Source organism: Haloechinothrix salitolerans (genome assembly GCF_042662605.1).
In the GTDB taxonomy this organism is placed as follows: domain Bacteria; phylum Actinomycetota; class Actinomycetes; order Mycobacteriales; family Pseudonocardiaceae; genus Haloechinothrix_A; species Haloechinothrix_A salitolerans.
Window position 1 is genome coordinate 839,827 of record NZ_JBHSXX010000001.1, and the last position, 18,865, is coordinate 858,691.

Below are 18,865 nucleotides of genomic sequence, written 5' to 3' on the forward strand. Positions count from 1 at the left end.
GTGAATGACGCTTTCACTGAACCCAACGCAGTGAAAGCGTCATTCGCCGCGGCGCGGCTCAGTGGGACTCGCCCGAGGCGGCCAGCTTTTCCAGCCGGTCCTTCTCGCGCTCGTACGAAGCCTTGATCTCGGTCTCCGCCTCGACGCGGCCCACCCACGAGGAGCCCTCGACACTCTTGGCCGGCTCCAGGTCCTTGTAGACCTCGAAGAAGTGCTGGATCTCCAATTTGTGGAACTCGTTCAGGTGGTGAATGTCACGAAGGTGCTCGAGCCGGGGGTCCTCCGACGGCACCGCGATGACCTTGTCGTCCGGGCCCTTCTCGTCGGTCATGCGGAACATGCCGATGGCACGCGCGTGGATCAGGCAGCCGGGAAATGTCGGCTCCTGCACGAGCACGAGGACGTCGAGCGGGTCGCCGTCCTGACCCAGCGTGTCGTCGATGAAACCGTAGTCCGCCGGGTACTGCGTCGCCGTGAACAGGGTCCGGTCCAGCTTCAACCTGCCGGTCTTGTGGTCCACCTCGTACTTGTTGCGCTCCCCACGGGGGATCTCGATCGTTACGTCGAACTCCACGGCGTCTCCACAGTCTGTGATGTCTAGGTGCGCGTGCCCGCGTCCCAGGGCGCGCCTGCGCTCGCGGCCGACTCGCGCGTGTCTCTGCGATGGTCTCGCTACTAGTGTGGACCATGCACTTCCTGGGGACGCGATGGCTGGTGGCAGAGGAGACGTAGGTGACAGGGGAATCGGGCGATCGCGGCACAGGGGGCTGGCCGGTCGACGACCAAGACGCCATCGCGCCACCGCACTCGTCCTCACCATCGCAGGGACAGGCGTCGTCTCCGCAGGGGCACGCCGGGTCGCGGCAGGGACGTCTTCCGCAGCCCCCTCCGCCACAGGGGCAGCGCCCTGACCAGCCGTATGGTCAGCCGCAGCGACCCGCTCCCGGGCCACAAGGATCTGGGCCAGGGCCGGGCCAGCACCCGCACCAACCGCACTGGCCGCAACAACCCCCTCCGGTGCCACCCGCACCGACGGTCGCGGCGCCGCAGCGCATCGAGCCGCAACGGCAATCCCGCTGGGGCGCGCGGAGCTACACGGACGGCCCGTCACAGGAGGACACTGACCCGCGGTGGCAGAGCCACCCCGTCCACGACTTCGATGCGGCGACGGACGCGCTCCCGTACCCGGAGCACGCGCCGGCCGGCGGCGCGCCGAATACCGCGGCGGCACCGCACCATGCTGACCCCAGCGGCACGCGCGACGCGGACGATGACCGCGGCTCGGCAGTCGAATCGCCCGACCATGCGACCGACCGTGCTACTGACCCCGCTGGCTCCACTCCCGACGCGGCCGCCACAGTCTCAGCCGCGGACGTCATCGGCGCGCGCCGTCGCGGCAAGAAACCCCTCGTGATCACCCTCGTCGTGCTGTTGCTCCTTGGCGTGGTCGGTGGTGCGCTCGTCGTCCCGGACGTCGCCAACCGGCTCGCGCTGCCGTGGGCGCCGAACGCTCCCCAGCAACCGCCGCCGGAGCCGGTCGCGGTGAGCCGCAGCCTCATGGGGCCCGAGGAGGCCGTTCGCGCACCTACGCCAGCAGGCGTGAGCGCCGCGTTGGAGAAGGCCGCGAGTAGCGAAGCGCTCGGCACGTTGTCCGGTAGCGTCGTCGACCCGGTGACCGGCACCGCGTTGTGGGAGCGGGACGCCGACAAGCCGCTGCCGCCAGCGTCCACCACCAAGGTCCTCACCGCGGCGGCCGCGTTGCTCAGCATCGATCACACCGCCACCCTGACCACCAGGGTCGTCAACGGCCCTGACCCGGGTTCGGTGGTGCTCGTCGCGGGTGGCGACCCGACGCTGTCTTCGGCGGGCAAGGGCGAGGACACGCTCTACACCGACGCCGCCCGGCTGAACGACCTGGTCAAACAGGTGCGGACGTCGGCTGGCGACGTCGACACCGTGTATCTCGACACCAGTACCTACCAGGGCGGTCGTCGTGCGCCAGGGTGGGAGCCAGGTGACGCGCCGTCGACATACGCCGCACCGATCGAGCCGGTGATGCTCGACGGGGGGCGGACGAGCTTGTCCAATGAGGACGCACCCCGTACCGGCGACCCCGCGGCGGCCCTCGCCGCCGAGTTCGCCAAGCGGCTCGGCGCGAGCGTTGGTGGCTCGGCGTCGGCCTCGGCCCGCGATGCCACCGTGCTCGGCGAGGTGTACTCCGCCCCGCTGACGGTGCTGATCGCCGACGTGCTCACCGCGTCGGACAACGTGCTCGCCGAGGCGGTCGCCAGGCAGGTCGCGCTGGCCAACGACCAACCGGCCTCGTTCGGTGGCGCGGCGACGGCGATCAAACGGGTTCTGGACGACGCCGGGTTCGACGTCTCCGGGGTCACGCTCGCTGATGGCAGCGGCTTGTCCTCGAAGAACGCGGTTCCCGCCCGACTGCTCACGGATATCATCGCCGCCGCGGCGGGCGACCCCGCCGACCCCACGACGGCGAAGCTGCGACCGCTGCTGACGGGGCTGCCGGTCGCGGGTGGCACCGGCACGCTGATCGACCGGTACGGCCGCGAATCACCCGGCAACGGCTGGGTCAGGGCGAAGACTGGCACGTTGTCCGGGGTGAACACACTCGCCGGGGTGGTGTTGACCAAGAGCGGCAGGTTGCTGGTGTTCTCCCTGATGTCGTCTGGCACCGGCCCCAGCTCCGCGCGGCCCGCGCTGGACGCCGTCGCGTCGGCGCTCCGCGGCTGCGGCTGCCGCTAGAAGTTGATCACGTCTACTCGCGGTATTGTTCAGGAAATCGGACGAACGTGACGTATTCGCGCAACAGCGCGAGTAGACGTGATCAACTCGCCACCTACCCCACCGACCGAAGCATGGGACGCCGCGCGACACCCACCGAAACGGGTAGCGTCACACGGTATGGACACGGTGACCGGTCGAGGCGCCCCACCGGGCGACGTCAACGCACATCCGCTCGTCGACTGGTCCGTCGCGGCGACGACGGGCGCGCTGCTGGTCGGCGGCGGCCCGGACGTCCCGCGCGAGGTCGCGGACAAGGCGGTGGCGCAGCTTGGTGAGTTCGCGACCGAGGCCGAACAACACGTGCGGGATTTGACCGGGCTTGGCGAGGGCTTGCCGATCCCGGACGCCGCCGTCGTGGATCGCAGGGCGTGGGTGCGCTCCGCCGCCGCTGGCCTTGACGAGCTCACCAGCAGCGCGATGGCCTCGTCGTCACGTAATCGGGGCGGCCCTGCCGGACGACTTCTCGCGGGCGGCGCTGGTGTGCAGACGGGGCTCGCGCTGGCCTTCCTCGGCTCGAAGGTCCTCGGGCAATACGACCCGTTCGGCCGGGGTGGTGAGGGTGTGCTGCTGTTGGTCGCGCCCAACATCGTGCAGGCCGAGCGCGCCATGGATGTCGATAGTGACGACTTTCGGTTGTGGGTGTGCCTGCACGAGTGCACCCACCGGCTGCAGTTCAGCGCCGTCCATTGGCTCGCCGACTACTTCGCGGATGAGGTCAGCCGGTTCATCTCCGGCATCGACGACACCGCCGCCCGCTCGCTGAACCGCCTCCCGGATGTCATCCGCAATGCCAAGCACGCGGACGGCACCCTTGGCGTCGTCGAGGCGTTGCAGTCGCCGCGGCAGCGCGAATCATTCAACCGTTTGATCGCGGTGTCGACTCTCCTAGAGGGGCACGCCGACTTCGTGATGGATGAGGTCGGTCCCGAAGTCATCCCCTCGGTGGCCAGTATCAGACGCAAGTTCACCGAACGCCGTAAAGGCGGTGGCCTGCTTGACCGCGTCCTGCGCGCGGTGCTCGGGATCGATGCCAAGATCAAGCAGTACGAACGTGGTAGTAAATTCACCAAGCACGTGGTCGCCGAGGTGGGCATGGCCGGCTTCAACGAGGTGTGGCGCTCCCCGGAGACCCTGCCGACCCGAGACGAGATCAGCGAGCCGGACACATGGTTGCGCAGAGTTCACGGTTAGTCCCCGCCGTCGTCGCGGAGAAGTCGCCGGGGCAGGCCGCGTTGCAGGTCCGCGCCGCGGTGACGTCGTTGCTGGACGACGCCGATGCCGCTGGCCTGCTCACCGAGCGCGTCGTGGGCGTTGCGGTATCCGGAGGGCCGGACTCGCTCGCCTTGGCCGACGCCGCCGCGTACGCCTGCGACAAACGGGACCTTGAATCGCACGCGTTGATCGTCGACCACGGTTTGCAGGCCAGCGCCGCCGCCGTCGCCCGCGAGGCCGCACGGACGGTCGAGGCGCTCGGCGTCACCAAGGCGCGGGTGTTGCAGGTCGAGGTCAGCGGGCGGGGTGGTGTCGAAGCCGCTGCCCGGCGTGCCCGCTACGCCGCTCTCGCGGAAGCCGTACCGAACAGCCTGGTCTTACTTGGCCACACCCGCGATGACCAGGCTGAGACCGTGCTGCTCGGCCTCGGCAGAGGCTCCGGTTCCCGCTCCCTCCGCGGAATGTGCCCGCTTGACCCGCCGTGGGGGCGGCCGCTGCTCGACGTTCCGAGATCCGTGACGGTCAGGGCCTGCGCGGAACTGGGAGTTCTCCCCTGGCAGGACCCGCATAACGCCGACAGCCGGTTCACACGGGCACGGCTGCGCGCCGAGGTGCTGCCGCTGCTGGAAGAGGTGCTTCAAGGCGGGGTAGCCGGGGCCCTCGCGCGCACCGCGACACAGCTGAGGGAGGATTGCGAGGCACTGGACGCGCTCGCGGTCGACCTCCACACGGCCGCGATGGCTACCGAGTCGGCGGAACCGGACGGGGACGGTCCCGGTGAGTTCGACGTCGCCACGCTCGCGGAAGCGCATACCGCGGTGCGGCGGAGGGCGTTGCGTGCGTGGCTGCTCGAAGCGGGGGGAACCGACCTCACGGACGGGCATCTGCGCGCCGTCGACGAACTGGTCAGCCGCTGGCGCGGGCAAGGCGGGGTGTGGCTGCCGGGTGACTTGGTGGTTAGCCGCGCCCATGGCAAGCTTCGGGTGTGCCGCCAGGGGCAGACCTGAGCACCACCGAGTTGAGGAGCGAACGTGTACGAAGGCGATATCGCCTCCGTGCTCATCACAGAGCAGCAGATCCGCGACAAGACAGCTGAGCTCGCCGAGCAGGTCGCGGCCGATTACAAGGAGACAGGCACGGGCCACGGCGGAAACGATCTGCTGCTGGTCGGCGTGCTCAAGGGCGCCGTGATGTTCATGACGGATTTCGCGCGGGCGCTTCCCATCCCGGCGCAGCTGGAGTTCATGGCGGTGTCGTCGTACGGCTCGTCGACGTCGTCGTCTGGCGTGGTGCGGATCCTCAAAGACCTCGACCGGGACATCTCTGGCCGCCACGTGCTGATCGTGGAAGACATCGTCGACTCGGGCCTGACATTGTCGTGGCTGATGCGCAATCTCGCCACCCGCAACCCGGAGTCGCTCGCGGTGTGCTCGTTGCTGCGCAAGCCGGATGCGGTGAAGGTTGACGTTCCTGTGAAGTATGTCGGATTCGACATCCCGAACGAGTTCGTCGTCGGCTACGGCCTCGACTATGCGGAGCGTTACCGCGACCTGCCCTACATCGGCAAACTGGACCCCGCTGTCTACTCACAGTGATAATCGATCTCAACTGCGCGAATTTCGTGGGGAATCCGTTGCGCGGCGGGGGTTTGATCGGGAACCGTATGGGCGGACAGCGCGTCATAACGACGAACCGACTGCGTTAACCTATGCGAACACGACACCGCGCGGAGAGGGCGCGGTGAATGGGGACTCAGGGGAGAGTGACACATGGTCAGGAGTCTGAGCGACGCGACGGCGTTCGCCAACGCGGCGGCGGCGGGTCAAATCGGGATCGACCCTGACGCGGCGCGGACCGTCCTGAAGAAGATCCGCAACGGCAAGGACCAGGTAGACAACCTCATCTCCCAGGCGTCGAGCCTCGGGGTGGCTCCTCGGCTCGGAGCGAACCCGGTTGGCACCGCGATCGCGGCCAAGTACTCCGACCGTGCCGACGGCGGTCGTGACTCGTACGCGCAGGCGCTGCGCAATCTGCGCGCCCAGTATGACCAGGTCGAGAACGCCATCGTCGCCGCGATCAAGAACTACGACGAGATGGAATCCGCAGGCGTCCGCTCGTTCGAGAACAAGGCATGACCGGTGCACGGCCGCGGCTTCGGAGAATTGCGATAGACAGGGGGAACGATGACTGATTCGTACGGCGGCTCGCAGCAGGAACCCACCGGCGACACTTCGCGAGAGACCACAGAAAGCACTACCGAGGCGACGCCGGACACGACGTCCGGTACCGCGTCGGGCACCGCGTCCGACTCGAGTGCGCCTACCGGCGGCTCCACCGCGCCGCTCGGCAGCACCACGTCGACGACGGAGGCGATCGTCGACAACGCGCGCAGCGTGCGCGACGACTTCCTCTACGGCGACGACAGGGCGATCCTGAACCCGCCGAACTGGGCGAGCCAGTCCAGCTCCCAGCTCTACAACGGCGCGGTCAACGACAACGATCCTGGCTTCGCCGACAGCATGGGCCAGACCTGGACCCACCACGGCACCGAGCTCAGCCACGTCGCCGACGCGCTGTACGAGGCCATCACGCAGCTCAGCGGCGTTTGGGTTGGTGAAGGGTCCGGCGCGGCGCAGGGCGCGTTGATCGGTGTCGCCAACGCCAGCAGCACGGCGGGTGACGCGGCACGCACCATGGGCCAGCGGATGAGCCAGCAGGCCGCCGCTGCCGCCGAGGTCAAGAAGATGCCGCCGCCCAAGGACTTCGATTACACCTCGGAGATCGACAAGTTGCTCAGCGGCCATCCCGCCGCGATGAGCGTCAATGACATCAAAGCCGAGCTGGACGCCGCACAAGCCGTGCGTGCCGAGCAGCAGCGCTACATGGACGAGTACACCAGGGCGATGAGCGAGGTCGACAGCTCGACCCCGAGCTTCGCGCCCGAGTCCATCGGCGTGAAGCCCGCGGCCGGTGCCAACCACGCGAGCAGCCCGAGCTCCGTTGCTGGCGGCGGGGTGAATGTCACCGGCGGCGGCGCGAGCCTCACCGGAGCGCAGGGCACCATCGATGCCGCTTCGGCGACTGGCGCGCGGACGGGTGCCCCGGTCGCCGGTGGGGCTGGTGCCTCCTCGTTCGCCGGTGGCAACGCCAGCCACAACATGACTTCCGCGCCGGTGCCGCCAGGGTCGGTCGCGGCGACCGGGTCGTCGGCTGTTTCGGCCCAGGCCAGTGGCCCCAGCGCGGCGGGTCTCGCCGGTGGCGCGGCGCTCGGTGCCGGAGCCGGGCTCGCCGGAGCACGGGCGCTCGCCAAGGGCGGCCGTGCTGGCGCCAAGCAAGGTGGCAAGCACAGGGCCCAGCGTGACCAGCAGCACGAGGCCCAGGGCGCGTCGACGGAGGCAACCGAGGCAACCCAGGCCGCTGAGGCGCGGCAAGCCGGTGCGCAGTCGATCGACGCCCCCGAGACGGGCGCCGTGCGGCACGCCGAGCAGGAGCCGCCTCGGCAGGTGCCGGGGGCGAACTGGCAGCCGCCAGAGGTGGGCGTGGCAACCCAGGGTGTCAGCCAAGGCACCCCGGTGCAGCAGGGCAGCTGGCAGCTGCCGCAGACCGGCGCCCCGGCGGCGCAGGGCCCGCAGGGGCAGCCGCTCGCGGCTGGTGCCACCACGGGCACCGCGGACCATGTCGCCGCTGGGCCCGAAGCCGGGCAGGTGACCGCGTCGACCGACAACAGCGCCGCGCAGCCGACCGCCGGGCAGTCCCAACAGCAATTGCAGGCCCACCAGGCACAGCAGGCCGCCAACCAAGCCGGACCGGTCGCTCCGATGCAGAGCCACCCGCACGGTTCCGGGGCGGGCGCTGGCGCTGGCGCGGCGGGGGTCGACGCGAGCGACACCGAGCACGAACAGGCGTCTTACCTGATCGAGCCGGACCCGGATGACCTCTTCGGTCCGACCGACACGGCGACGGCGGGAGTTATCGGCGCTGAGTTCGAGGACGACTGATGCGACTGGGTGGGCCGCTGACACCCATCGAGTTCGATTTCCTTTGGGAGGCGTACGGCACCGGTGAGGTGCCGTATCCGCTGGAACTGCGGTCCCACGGAGCCACCTATGCCGAGCGCTCCGAGCTACGCGGCCAGACGATGCGGTCCCTCGTCGCGAAAGGCGTCGTGGACGAGCGGGGCGCGCTCGCGCCCTGGCTCGCCGACTACTTCGACCTGCTCGCCAAGGCGGAGATCAGCGTGGACTCCGTGCACGTCGTCGGGGCTGACACCAAAGCGGTGCTCGCGGTGGTCTGCGCGCGTGACGAAGACGGGCTCCTCGCGGTGCAGGACGAGGAGGGCCTGCACCTGAGCGAGGTGCCCGCCGGGTCGTTGGCGAGCTCGATCGTCGGCCTGCTGCCGCACGCGGAGCGAGGTAGGGAGCGGTCCATCACCATGCCGGTCGACACCCTCGTCACCGGAGCTGGAGCCGACTTCATGCAGCGCCGTAACGGCGCACCGGCCACCGAGGCGGGCAGCTCGGACGCTGACCGCAAAACCCTCGCCCGGTTGCACGCCCAGCCGAGGCTGCGGGGCGGGCAGATCGCGGCGAACTCGCGCACCGGCTCCGGCAAGCGTGCCCGCTCGTCGGTGCTGAGCTGGTTCGATACCGAGTCCGGGCGTTACCTGACCAAGGCGACGACCGGCACCGACGGCAGGGAGTGGATCACCATTTCACCGGCTGACGCGCCAACGATGCGGCAGCGGGTCGGTGAGCTGATCACCTGGGTGCGCAGGGAGCTCGAGGTGACGCGGTGAGCGGTTGGGAGCTGCTGTGCCTACCGGCGAAGCTCACAGAGCTGGAGCTGCCATGAGCGAGCGCCTGCTCAACCCGATGGTCTTCGACTTTCTCTGGGAGGAGCTGCGGCTCGGCGAGTACCCGTACCCGCTGCGGGTGCCGTCGCACGGCGAAACCATGGACGGGCGTCTCGTGCTCCGTGCCGAGGTGGGCAAGCTGATGATCGCCGACGGTGTCAAGGACAGGCGCGGCGTCGTCGATCCGACCCTTGAACACTGGCTGCATGCGCTGGCGACGGCGACGCGCAGCGTGGACGCGATCCACAGCCCCGGCACTGGGGAGGAGCCGGTGCTTGCCCTCGCCGCGTCCGATGGTGAGACCGCGGTGCTCGCGGTGCAGAGCGCGGCGGGGGTACGGCTGCGCCCTATCTATCCGGAGGCGCTCGTCTCCGAGGTCATCAACCTCCTGCCCGCTGGCGAGCGAGGCACGCACCGTGCGGTCACCCTGCCGCTCGACGACGCGCTGCGCACCACACCCGCGCGGGTAACGGTGAGTGCGAGCAGGCGCGACGACGAGCCGAGGCGCGGGTTCGGTCTTCGCAGGTGGGGGCGGTCGGGCAAGTCGCTAGCGGACCGCTCGGCTGGCGACCAGCGCGAGGACTACGCGCTGCTGGCCGCGCAACCGAGGCTGCGCGGCGGTCAGCTCGCCGCGAACAGCAGGGATGAGATCGGCCGGAAGCACCGGTCGTCCGTGCTGGCCTGGTTCGACACCGTCACCGGCCGCTACCTGAACATCGCGCGGTCAGGCGAGGATGGCCACGAGTGGATCACCGTCGCACCCGCTGACACGAAAACGCTGCGCACGAGGTTGTCAGAGCTGCTGAGCGAGGTGAGCGCGGTAGCGAGCTGAACTGGCCTCCTTGCTCGCTGACCGTGGGAACTCGGGCGGATTCTCCCGCGTTGAGCAGTCAGTGAGTGGGGCGCTACAGGTCCGGAGGCTGGGCGGTACCCTGAACGGACGTGGTGTCGGTCCCGCCAGCACATCACTGGCCGGTGTGCTTCGCCGAGCGCGCCGGTGACAATAAGTCGTCAGTCAATCAGGAAGGTCAAGGCCGTCTAGGCTGATTCGCATGGATCGAAAGCGCCTGCTGAGGAACCCTCTGGTGTGGATCGCCATCGCGGTGGGCGTCTACTTCCTTGTCTCAACGGTTCTCGACAGCAACCGGGAGTACAGCGAGGTACCGACGTCGCGGGCGCTGGAGCAGGTCAGTGCTAACAACGTCGCGGAGGCGCAGCTCAAGGACAGGGAACAGGAGCTGCTGCTGACGCTGAAGTCGCCGGTCGACGTCGAGGGGCAGTCCACCGAGAAGGTGATGGCGCAGTTCCCCGCACGTGCCGCCGAGGACATCTACACCCAGCTCAGCCAGAAGTCAGGTGTCAAGTTCGACACCGAGGTCACGCAGGACTCGTTCATCGGGCAACTGCTGATCTACATGATCCCGCTCGGACTGTTACTGCTGCTGTTGTTCTGGATGATGAACAACGCCCAGGGCGGCGGTAACCGGGTGCTCAACTTCGGCAAGTCCAAGGCCAAGCAGCTCAACAAGGACATGCCGAAGACGACCTTCGACGACGTCGCCGGTGCCGACGAGGCGGTCGAGGAACTGCACGAGATCAAGGATTTTCTCCAGCATCCCGCCCGGTACCAGGCGCTCGGTGCGAAGATCCCGAAGGGTGTGCTGCTCTACGGCCCGCCCGGCACCGGTAAGACGCTGCTCGCGCGGGCGGTCGCCGGTGAGGCTGGCGTGCCGTTCTACACGATCTCGGGTTCAGACTTCGTCGAGATGTTCGTCGGTGTCGGTGCTTCGCGTGTTCGCGACCTGTTCGAGCAGGCCAAGCAGAACGCGCCGTGCATTATCTTCGTCGACGAGATCGACGCCGTCGGCCGACAGCGTGGCGCTGGCCTCGGCGGCGGCCACGACGAGCGCGAGCAGACGCTGAACCAGTTGCTCGTCGAGATGGACGGCTTCGACTCGCGTGGCGGCATCATCCTGATCGCCGCCACCAACCGGCCGGACATCCTCGACCCCGCGCTGCTGCGTCCCGGCCGGTTCGATCGGCAGATTCCGGTCGCCGCGCCTGACCTGCGGGGCCGCAAGGCGATTCTGAAGGTGCACGCCAAGAGCAAGCCGCTCGCGCCTGACGCCAACATCGACGGCCTCGCCAAGCGCACCGTCGGCATGTCGGGTGCCGATCTCGCCAACGTGCTCAACGAGGCCGCGCTGTTGACCGCGCGGCAGAACGGCACCGTGATCGACGATCACGCGCTCGAGGAGTCAGTCGACCGCGTCATCGGCGGACCGGCAAGGAAGAGCCGGATCATCTCCGAGAAGGAGAAGAAGATCACCGCCTACCACGAGGGCGGGCACGCGCTCGCCGCGTGGGCGATGCCGGACATCGAGCCGGTCTACAAGCTCACCATCCTGCCTCGCGGGCGCACCGGCGGACACGCGCTGCTTGTGCCGGAGGACGACAAGGAGCTGATGACCCGCTCCGAGATGATCGGACGCCTGGTGTTCGCGCTAGGTGGCCGCACCGCGGAGGAACTGGTCTTCCACGAGCCGACGACGGGTGCGTCGTCCGATATCGAGCAGGCCACCAAGATCGCCAAGGCGATGGTCAAGGAGTACGGCATGAGCGCCCGGCTGGGCGCCGTGAAGTACGGCAAGGAGCAGGGCGACCCGTTCCTCGGCCGGTCGGCGGGCCAGGAGGCCGACTACTCACTCGAGGTCGCGCACGAGATCGACGAGGAAGTGCGCAAGCTGATCGAGACCGCGCACACTGAGGCGTGGGAGGTGCTGTCCACCTACCGCGACGTCCTCGACGACCTCGTGTACGAGGTGTTGGAGAAGGAGACGCTCACCCGCAAGGACCTTGAGCGGATCTTCGCGCGGGTGGAGAAGCGGCCCCGGATCACCGTGTTCAACGAGTTCGGTGAGCGCAAGCCGTCGGACAAGCCGCCGATCAAGACCCCGGGCGAGTTGGCTATGGAGCGTGGCGAGCCATGGCCCCCACCCCCGCCCGCACCACCGCAGCCGCCCGAGCCTGCCGAGCCGCAGCCCCAGCCGCAGTACGAGCAGGAGCCGCGGTACCAGCCGCATGACGAGCAGCCGACTCGGGAGCAGCCAGCCGCTCCCGCACCGGTCTCCTGGGGCGACGAGCAGCGCGAGCACGAGCACGCGCGCGGCTCGGCGCAGCCGGACAACCCGTTCGCGTACCGGCCGAACGGTGGTCCGCCGCAGGGCGGGTCTAACGGCGGCCAGCACGGTTCGCGGCAGTACGGTGGTGACGGTGGTCCGCAAGGCCCGCAGGGGCGCAGCGGTCCGCCGAACTATGGCGCGCCTCCCGGCTGGCGTCCCGCGACGTGGCCGGAGGGCGGCGAGCGCCACCGAGGCGACCTAGATGAGCAGGATGGACAGCACCGACGGTAAGTACCCGCACCTGCGGGTGGATGACGACGAATTCGAAACCGTGATCGAACCGCCAGGCGGTCCGGTTTTCGATGCCGCGCGCGCCGAGAAGGCGGTGCGGGAGCTGCTCATCGCCTGTGGGGAGGACCCCGACCGCGACGGTCTGCTCGAGACACCAGCCAGGGTGGCGCGCGCCTACCAGGAGATGTTCGCCGGGCTGCACACCGAGCCGGACGCCGTGCTCGACCGGACCTTCGACGAGAGCCATGAGGAACTCGTCCTGGTAACGGACATTCCGATGTACAGCACATGTGAACACCATTTAGTGCCATTCCACGGTGTCGCACATGTTGGTTATATTCCGGACGAACGGGGCAGGGTCACCGGGCTGTCGAAGCTGGCGCGGCTAGTGGACCTCTACGCGAAGCGCCCGCAGGTGCAGGAACGGCTGACGTCGCAGATCGCCGACGCGCTCGACAGGAAGCTCAGTCCGCGCGGCGTGATCGTCGTCGTCGAGGCCGAGCACCTGTGCATGGCGATGCGCGGCATTCGCAAGCCGGGTGCGCGCACCACGACATCGGCGGTCAGGGGCCTGCTGAAGACGTCACCGGTGACGCGGGCCGAGGCGCTCGACCTGATCAAGGCGAGGCGGTGACGCCGGTGGCTGAGCGGCACTCGGCGCTACCCACGCCCGATCGTTGTGTCGTGATGGGCGTCCTCAACGTCACCCCGGACTCGTTCTCCGATGGCGGCCGGTACCTCGACCTTGACGACGCGCTCGGCCACGCACGCGACATGCACGAGCGTGGGGCGGACCTGATCGACGTCGGCGGCGAGTCCACTCGGCCCGGCGCGGAGCGGGTAGACGCCGATATCGAGATACAACGTGTCGTCCCGGTCATCAAGGCGCTCGCCGCGGAGAGCATCGCGCTGTCGGTGGACACCACCCGCGCCGCCGTCGCCGAGGCGGCCCTCGACGCGGGCGCGACGGTCATCAACGATGTCTCCGGCGGGCTCGCCGACCCTGGCATGGCGCGGGTCGCCGCGCAGGCTGGTGCGCCGTGGGTGCTGATGCACTGGCGCGGCCACAGCAAACACATGGATGAGCTCGCCAGCTACGACGACGTCGTCGCAGACGTCCGCGACGAGTTGCTGGAACGGGTCGATGAGGCCATGGCGGCCGGGGTCGCGGAGAACGCCATCGTGCTTGACCCGGGTATCGGCTTCGCCAAGGACGCCGACCACAACTGGGCGTTGCTGAACCGGCTGGACGCGCTGGTCTCGCTCGGTTTTCCCGTCCTCGTTGGGGCGTCGCGCAAGCGGTTCCTCGGCGCGCTGCTCGCCGACGCCGACGGCACTCCGCGTGAGTCAGCTGGCAGGGAGGACGCCACCGCCGCGGTCTCCGCGCTTTCCGCGGCGAATGGTGCGTGGGGCGTGCGGGTCCACGACGTCGGGCCGTCGTTGGACGCGGTCAGCGTGGCCGCCGCATGGCAACGAGGCCGCGCGTGACCGATCGGATCGCGCTGACCGGCCTGCGGGCGTTCGGCAGGCACGGCGTGTTCGCCCACGAGCGACGAGAGGGGCAGGAGTTCCTCGTCGATATCGTGCTGCATGTCGATCTCACGGCGGCGAGCAAGTCCGACGCGCTGGCCGACACGGTGGACTACGGTGCGGTGGCGGACATCGCGGTGCGCATCGTCAGTGGCGATCCGTATGACCTGATCGAGTCGGTCGCCGGTCGTATCGCGGACGAGGTGCTCGCCGATGAGCGGCTGAAGGACAGGGTCGAGTCGGTCGAGGTCACGGTGCACAAGCCGAGCGCGCCGATCCCGCACGAGTTCGCTGACGTCGCGGTGACCGTGACCCGCGGCCGCTGAGGAGCCGTCGATGCCTCGCGCTGTGCTCTCCCTCGGCTCCAACCTCGGTGACCGTATCGGCTACCTGCGCCTCGCCGTCGCCGGTCTGGGCAACGCCGTCGTCGCGGTGTCCCCGGTGTACGAGACCGCGCCCTGGGGTGTCACAGATCAGCCGGACTTCCTCAATGCCGTGTGCGTCGTCGACGATCCCGCGCGCGACGAGTGGGGCTGGCTGCGTAGCGGGCAGGCGCTGGAACGCGAGGCCGAGCGCGTGCGCGAGCAGCGGTGGGGCCCGCGCACCCTCGACGTCGACGTCGTCACGGTCGACGGCGTCCGCTCGGACGATCCGGAGCTGCTGCTACCGCACCCTGGCACCCCGAGCAGGGCGAGCGTGCTGGTGCCCTGGTACGACATCGAACCGGACGCCGTGCTGCCCGGCCACGGCCCGATCGCGGAGCTGGTCGCCGCCCTCTCGGCCGACGACGTCGCGAATGTTCACCGCCGCGACGACCTCCGTCTCCCCTGAGCCCCGCGAGTCTCCCGCTGTGGTGCCCCGAGTCCCGACTCCTGGGGTCCCGTCCCAGGCCGGATCTCCGTGTCCCTCGTCGATCTCCTACGCTGGCTGGGTGCATTTCACGCGCGCGAGAGATCTGCTGCTGTCGGGCATCGTCGCCGCGGGCGTCGGCCTCGCGCTGTTCGATCTGGCATACGGGTCGATGCAGAGCATTCCGCGCTTCGCTGGCGGGCTGCTCGCGATCATGGCGTTGGGCGAGCTGATCGGTGGGTTCGTCGTGAAGGACCGGATCCACACTGGACGACTCACCGAGGCGATCGTCGTCTCGCGTGTCGTGGTCCTCGCCAAGGCGTCCTCACAACTCGGCGCGATCATGCTCGGCGTTTGGTTCGGCGCGTTGCTCTATCTGGTACCGCGGAGCGCGTCACTCGCCGCCGCTCGGGAAGACATCCCGAGTGCGATCATTGGTGCCGTATGCGCCGCCGCGCTCGTCGCCGCGGCACTGTGGTTGGAACATTGTTGCCGCACGCCGCAGGACAGCGATCACGGCGATCGCGGAGATCAACAAACTCCGCGTAACTAGACAATCCGTACCAGCAAGGTCTCGACTCGATAACTTGCAAGGTACGCTCTACGCCATGTTGGGCGCGCGAGCGATTGCGGACAGCCATAACGGGAGCAGACCGTGGCTGATCGCAGGCGCCGTATGCGCACTCGCCGCGACGGGCGCGCTGCTGCTTACCGATGAAGCTCGATGGTTACGCTTGGGCATCGTCGCGGCGCTGTGGGCGGCATTGCTCGGTGCCTTCCTCGCGACGAAACACCGAAAAGCCGCGGAGCAGGCATGGCACTCGGTCGCCGATGCGCAGCACATCTATGAGCTGGAATTGGAGCGGGAGATTACGGCACGCAGGGAGTACGAACTCGAACTCGAGGCGTCCACCCGTCGCAGGGTAGAGCAGGAAACCCACTCCGAGATTCAGGACCTGCGCACTGAAGTCATGGCGCTGCGGGATAGCCTGCAACAGCTCTTGGAAGGAGACGTGGTCTACGAGCGGGTCGCGCTGACCGAGCAGTCGACACGGAGGCGATCAATGCGGGAGGAACAGAACGGCGTCGCGTCCGGGGAGGGCCGCTCAGGGCCGCGCCTCGTTTCGGGCACCAAGACGGCGCTTGAGGAAGTCGCTGATCAGCGCACCCAGGTGATCTCGCGGGTCGTCACCTCGAGCGCGCCTCGGCTCCGGCGAGCAGGCCAGCACGTCGTCGATGAGCCCCGGTATGAGCCATACCCGGGGGAGCCGAGGCAGGCCACCGGGTATGAGGCGTTCCCGGCCGAGCCCGCACCTGAGCCGAACCCATACGAACCCGTATCGAGCGCCGAGCCCGAGCAGGCTCGCTACTACCGAGCCGAGCTGCCCACCGGCGATCAACCGGACGACGGACTCTCCCTACCGGAACACCAGTCCGCATCCGAGTTCTCCCTCGCTGACTACACCAACGGTGGCAATGGAACGGGCGGCTCGGCCGCGGCGCGCAAGTACGAGTTCCCCGCGTTCTCCTTGTTCGAGGACAGCGCGCAGGAGTCGTTCGATGCCTTCGGTGGCAGCGCGGCGGGTGACGGGGCCTTCACCGCCAACGGCCACGGCACCAATGGCGGGTATCAGCCGCCACAGCAGTGGCCGTCAGCACCGCAGCCACCGAAACGTCCGCACAACGACGGCTCCGATACCGGCGACCTGTCGGCGGTCATCGCCGCGAACCAGGGGAACCACGCCGCTAGCCAGCAGGGCGCCCACTCAGCTGACCACGGAGGCGCATCTGACCACAGAGGCGGATGGGCGCGGCCGGCGCAGACGCAGCAGCCCCAGCAGGAGCACTCCTGGTTCACTCCGACGTCGCCCGTGACGCCGACGGAGAACGGCCACGCCGGGGGCGCGCACCGCGAAACGCCGCCGGCGACCAACCACTCGCTGCCGCCGGGCGCGCTGGAGATCCAGCGCCAGGGCAAGCCGGGCGGCAGGCGACGGAAGCCGGACCCAGACGACGCCGCGATGGCATCAGCAGGGTCGTCGGAACCGGTCGTGCCGGAGACTCCGACCGTGCGGGCCGCCTCCCGACCGGAACCGGCGCCCCGTGCGCCCATGCGGGAGGAATCCACCGGATCCCACGCGAGTGGCCGGTCCGTGCATGACCTGCTGGCCGCACACGGCAGGAGCACCCCGGCTCGTCGGCACCGCTACAAGGATTGAGGCCACACACCGCGATGTGGTCGTGACCTTGGGCGATCACTTGACGGTCGCGCATGCCTCCTACGCAGTGAAAATCACCTGATCGGCGCGTGGTGCTCGTCACCTCGGCTCGGCACGACCCCGGTCTGGTGAGCTACGCTCGCGCCGTCGTCCGGTACCCGCCGATTCGGAGCGGGACTGGAACGAGTGAAGGAGCATGCGATGACGATGCGTCGGCCGAGGCTTGCCGTCGGCGTTGTGTCAGCGGGTCGCGTCGGCAGCGTTCTCGGTGCCGCCCTCGCCCGTGCTGGCCACAACGTGATCGCGGCATCGGGGATCTCGGCCGCGTCCGTACGCCGCGCCGAAGAACTGCTTCCTGGCGTGCCACTGTTGCCGCCGGACGAGGTCGTGCGTGAGGCCGATCTTGTCATCCTGGCCCTGCCGGATGATGCCCTCGCCGGCACCGTCAAAGGCCTCGTCGCCACCGACTCGCTCACCGCGGGCAAGATTCTCGTGCACACCTCGGGGGCCCATGGCGTCGACGTGCTGCGTCCCGCCGCTGACCGCGACGTCTTGTGCCTCGCGCTGCATCCCGCGATGACATTCACCGGACACGCTGAGGATCTGGAACGGCTCGCGACCGCATGCATCGGCGTCACCGCACAGGACGACGAGCGGCAGGCGACCAGCGTCGGCTCCGCCCTCGCGGTCGAAATGGGCGCCGAGCCCATCGTGATACCCGAGGCGGCACGCCCGCTGTATCACGCCGCGCTCACTCACGGCGCCAACCACCTCATGACACTGGTCGCGGACTGCCTCGAGATCCTGCGTGGCGCTGACATCGAGAACGCGGACCGGCTGATCGCCCCGCTGCTTTCCGCCTCGCTGGACAACGCGCTGCGCCGGGGGGATAAGGCGCTGACCGGTCCGGTCGCGCGCGGCGACGCGGGCACGGTCGACACCCACCTGCGGGTGCTCGGCGAGCACGCACCGGAGGTGCTGCCTTCCTATGCCACGCTCGCGCGCCGCACCGCGACCAGGGCCGCGCGCTCCGGCCTGCTCCGCGCGGACGCCGTGGCCGATATCGACGCAGCACTGGATGGATGGCGATGACAACGAACCTGCCGAAGTTCACCCGGGGGCAGCTCAACGTCTACGCGCGCCCTGACGACGTCCATCGCACGACGTCCGCCCTGCGCGCCGTCGGCAGGACTGTCGCGCTTGTCCCCACCATGGGCGCGCTGCACGAGGGACACCTCGACCTCATCCGCCGCGCCAAGCGGGTGCCGGGCAACGTGACCGTCGCCGTGTCGATCTTCGTGAACCCGTTGCAGTTCGGGCCAGGCGAAGACCTTGACGCCTACCCGCGCACACTCGAAGCTGACCTCAAGGCCCTGGAGCAAGAGGGCGTGGAGCTGGCGTTCACCCCGACGGCCGACGACCTCTACGGTGAGGACGCCGCTGTCACGGTGCACCCAGGTCCGCTCGGCGACGTCCTCGAGGGCGCGCACCGGCCCGGCCACTTCGGCGGTGTGTTGACCGTGGTGGCGAAGCTGTTCAACATCGTGCGGCCGTCCTACGCGGTGTTCGGCGAGAAGGACTATCAGCAGCTCGTGCTGATCAAGAAGATGGTGCGCGACCTGAACATGGACGTCCACGTGATTGGCGCGCCGACGGTGCGGGAGCGCGACGGCCTCGCACTGTCCTCCCGTAACAGCTATCTCTCCGATGAGCACCGCGAGCAGGCGGTGACGCTGTCGGCCGCGCTGACGGCTGGCGCGCATGCTGGACCAAACGGCGCGGACGCCGTGCTGGAGGCGGCTCGGGCGACGCTGGCAGCGACGCCCGAGATCGACGTCGACTACCTGGAACTGCGGGGCACGGATTTGGGGGAGCCACCGGAAACCGGCGCGGCGCGGCTGCTCGTCGCGGCGCGGGTCGGCGGCACACGCTTGATCGACAACGTGGGGCTCGTACTCGGCACCCCGGCAGGGACGTGAGGA

General features: G+C 68.9%; 18 protein-coding genes. 17 read left to right on the plus strand and 1 reads right to left on the minus strand.

Translation table 11 applies throughout. From position 1 onward, the window contains the following. Positions 1-58: 58 nt before the first annotated feature. Positions 59-574, minus strand: coding sequence for an inorganic diphosphatase (locus tag ACFQGD_RS03995; protein WP_345400852.1), 516 nt, complete (start codon positions 572-574; stop codon positions 59-61). A 158-nt stretch (positions 575-732) separates the two neighbouring features. Between ACFQGD_RS03995 and dacB the strand changes: the two genes are divergently transcribed. The 17 genes from dacB (at position 733) to panC (ending at position 18,862) form a co-directional block, all read left to right on the plus strand. Next, on the plus strand, positions 733-2,766 hold the full coding sequence (gene dacB, locus ACFQGD_RS04000) for a D-alanyl-D-alanine carboxypeptidase/D-alanyl-D-alanine endopeptidase (RefSeq protein ID WP_345400855.1): 2,034 nt from the start codon (positions 733-735) through the stop codon (positions 2,764-2,766). A 159-nt stretch (positions 2,767-2,925) separates the two neighbouring features. Then, a complete protein-coding gene (locus tag ACFQGD_RS04005) occupies positions 2,926-3,999 on the plus strand; it encodes a zinc-dependent metalloprotease (protein WP_345400858.1) in 1,074 nt (357 codons plus the stop codon). Continuing rightward, positions 3,975-5,027: a tRNA lysidine(34) synthetase TilS gene (gene tilS, locus ACFQGD_RS04010; RefSeq protein ID WP_345400861.1), complete on the plus strand. Its 1,053-nt coding sequence runs from the start codon at positions 3,975-3,977 to the stop codon at positions 5,025-5,027. Before ACFQGD_RS04005 ends, tilS begins: the two co-directional genes overlap by 25 nt. A 24-nt stretch (positions 5,028-5,051) precedes the next feature. Continuing rightward, complete coding sequence (gene hpt / locus ACFQGD_RS04015; RefSeq protein WP_345400864.1) at positions 5,052-5,615, plus strand: hypoxanthine phosphoribosyltransferase; 564 nt, start codon at positions 5,052-5,054, stop codon at positions 5,613-5,615. A gap of 174 nt (positions 5,616-5,789) precedes the next feature. Beyond that, positions 5,790-6,155: a hypothetical protein gene (locus ACFQGD_RS04020; protein ID WP_345400867.1), complete on the plus strand. Its 366-nt coding sequence runs from the start codon at positions 5,790-5,792 to the stop codon at positions 6,153-6,155. A gap of 48 nt (positions 6,156-6,203) precedes the next feature. Then, a complete protein-coding gene (locus tag ACFQGD_RS04025; RefSeq protein ID WP_345400870.1) occupies positions 6,204-8,018 on the plus strand; it encodes a hypothetical protein in 1,815 nt (604 codons plus the stop codon). Then, the gene (locus ACFQGD_RS04030; protein ID WP_345400873.1) at positions 8,018-8,815 is read left to right on the plus strand and encodes an ESX secretion-associated protein EspG; all 798 of its coding nucleotides are present in this window, start codon (positions 8,018-8,020) and stop codon (positions 8,813-8,815) included. The genes ACFQGD_RS04025 and ACFQGD_RS04030 overlap by 1 nt, the downstream gene beginning before the upstream one ends. 52 nt (positions 8,816-8,867) lie before the next feature. Continuing rightward, positions 8,868-9,704 (plus strand): ESX secretion-associated protein EspG, encoded by an 837-nt coding sequence (locus tag ACFQGD_RS04035; RefSeq protein ID WP_345400876.1) that lies wholly within the window; start codon positions 8,868-8,870, stop codon positions 9,702-9,704. A gap of 220 nt (positions 9,705-9,924) precedes the next feature. After that, positions 9,925-12,285: an ATP-dependent zinc metalloprotease FtsH gene (gene ftsH / locus ACFQGD_RS04040; protein WP_345400879.1), complete on the plus strand. Its 2,361-nt coding sequence runs from the start codon at positions 9,925-9,927 to the stop codon at positions 12,283-12,285. After that, the gene (gene folE, locus ACFQGD_RS04045) at positions 12,257-12,919 is read left to right on the plus strand and encodes a GTP cyclohydrolase I FolE (RefSeq protein WP_345400882.1); all 663 of its coding nucleotides are present in this window, start codon (positions 12,257-12,259) and stop codon (positions 12,917-12,919) included. Before ftsH ends, folE begins: the two co-directional genes overlap by 29 nt. A gap of 53 nt (positions 12,920-12,972) precedes the next feature. Beyond that, positions 12,973-13,773 carry a dihydropteroate synthase gene (gene folP, locus ACFQGD_RS04050; protein ID WP_345400918.1) on the plus strand — a complete coding sequence of 267 codons (801 nt, stop codon included), beginning with the start codon at positions 12,973-12,975 and terminating at the stop codon, positions 13,771-13,773. Beyond that, a complete protein-coding gene (gene folB / locus ACFQGD_RS04055; protein ID WP_345400885.1) occupies positions 13,770-14,141 on the plus strand; it encodes a dihydroneopterin aldolase in 372 nt (123 codons plus the stop codon). The genes folP and folB overlap by 4 nt, the downstream gene beginning before the upstream one ends. Before the next feature lie 10 nt (positions 14,142-14,151). After that, complete coding sequence (gene folK, locus ACFQGD_RS04060) at positions 14,152-14,646, plus strand: 2-amino-4-hydroxy-6-hydroxymethyldihydropteridine diphosphokinase (RefSeq protein WP_345400888.1); 495 nt, start codon at positions 14,152-14,154, stop codon at positions 14,644-14,646. Positions 14,647-14,746: 100 nt separating this feature from the next. Beyond that, entirely contained in the window at positions 14,747-15,217 is a 471-nt protein-coding gene (locus tag ACFQGD_RS04065; protein ID WP_345400891.1) for a DUF3180 domain-containing protein, read from the plus strand. Positions 15,218-15,272: 55 nt separating this feature from the next. After that, entirely contained in the window at positions 15,273-16,883 is a 1,611-nt protein-coding gene (locus ACFQGD_RS04070) for a DUF6779 domain-containing protein (RefSeq protein WP_345400894.1), read from the plus strand. A 207-nt stretch (positions 16,884-17,090) separates the two neighbouring features. Then, on the plus strand, positions 17,091-17,975 hold the full coding sequence (locus tag ACFQGD_RS04075) for a Rossmann-like and DUF2520 domain-containing protein (protein WP_345400921.1): 885 nt from the start codon (positions 17,091-17,093) through the stop codon (positions 17,973-17,975). Continuing rightward, positions 17,972-18,862 carry a pantoate--beta-alanine ligase gene (gene panC, locus ACFQGD_RS04080; protein WP_345400897.1) on the plus strand — a complete coding sequence of 297 codons (891 nt, stop codon included), beginning with the start codon at positions 17,972-17,974 and terminating at the stop codon, positions 18,860-18,862. The genes ACFQGD_RS04075 and panC overlap by 4 nt, the downstream gene beginning before the upstream one ends. The last annotated feature ends 3 nt before the right edge of the window (positions 18,863-18,865 follow it).

Coding starts and splice junctions, on each gene's coding strand:
- ACFQGD_RS04005 (WP_345400858.1), top strand. CDS start 2,926: ATGGACACGGTGACCGGTCGAGGCGCCCCACCGGGCGACGTCAACGCA.
- tilS (WP_345400861.1), top strand. CDS start 3,975: ATGGTTGCGCAGAGTTCACGGTTAGTCCCCGCCGTCGTCGCGGAGAAG.
- ACFQGD_RS04020 (WP_345400867.1), top strand. CDS start 5,790: ATGGTCAGGAGTCTGAGCGACGCGACGGCGTTCGCCAACGCGGCGGCG.
- ACFQGD_RS04025 (WP_345400870.1), top strand. CDS start 6,204: ATGACTGATTCGTACGGCGGCTCGCAGCAGGAACCCACCGGCGACACT.
- ACFQGD_RS04030 (WP_345400873.1), top strand. CDS start 8,018: ATGCGACTGGGTGGGCCGCTGACACCCATCGAGTTCGATTTCCTTTGG.
- ACFQGD_RS04035 (WP_345400876.1), top strand. CDS start 8,868: ATGAGCGAGCGCCTGCTCAACCCGATGGTCTTCGACTTTCTCTGGGAG.
- ftsH (WP_345400879.1), top strand. CDS start 9,925: ATGGATCGAAAGCGCCTGCTGAGGAACCCTCTGGTGTGGATCGCCATC.
- folE (WP_345400882.1), top strand. CDS start 12,257: ATGAGCAGGATGGACAGCACCGACGGTAAGTACCCGCACCTGCGGGTG.
- folP (WP_345400918.1), top strand. CDS start 12,973: ATGGGCGTCCTCAACGTCACCCCGGACTCGTTCTCCGATGGCGGCCGG.
- folK (WP_345400888.1), top strand. CDS start 14,152: ATGCCTCGCGCTGTGCTCTCCCTCGGCTCCAACCTCGGTGACCGTATC.
- ACFQGD_RS04070 (WP_345400894.1), top strand. CDS start 15,273: ATGTTGGGCGCGCGAGCGATTGCGGACAGCCATAACGGGAGCAGACCG.
- ACFQGD_RS04075 (WP_345400921.1), top strand. CDS start 17,091: ATGCGTCGGCCGAGGCTTGCCGTCGGCGTTGTGTCAGCGGGTCGCGTC.
- panC (WP_345400897.1), top strand. CDS start 17,972: ATGACAACGAACCTGCCGAAGTTCACCCGGGGGCAGCTCAACGTCTAC.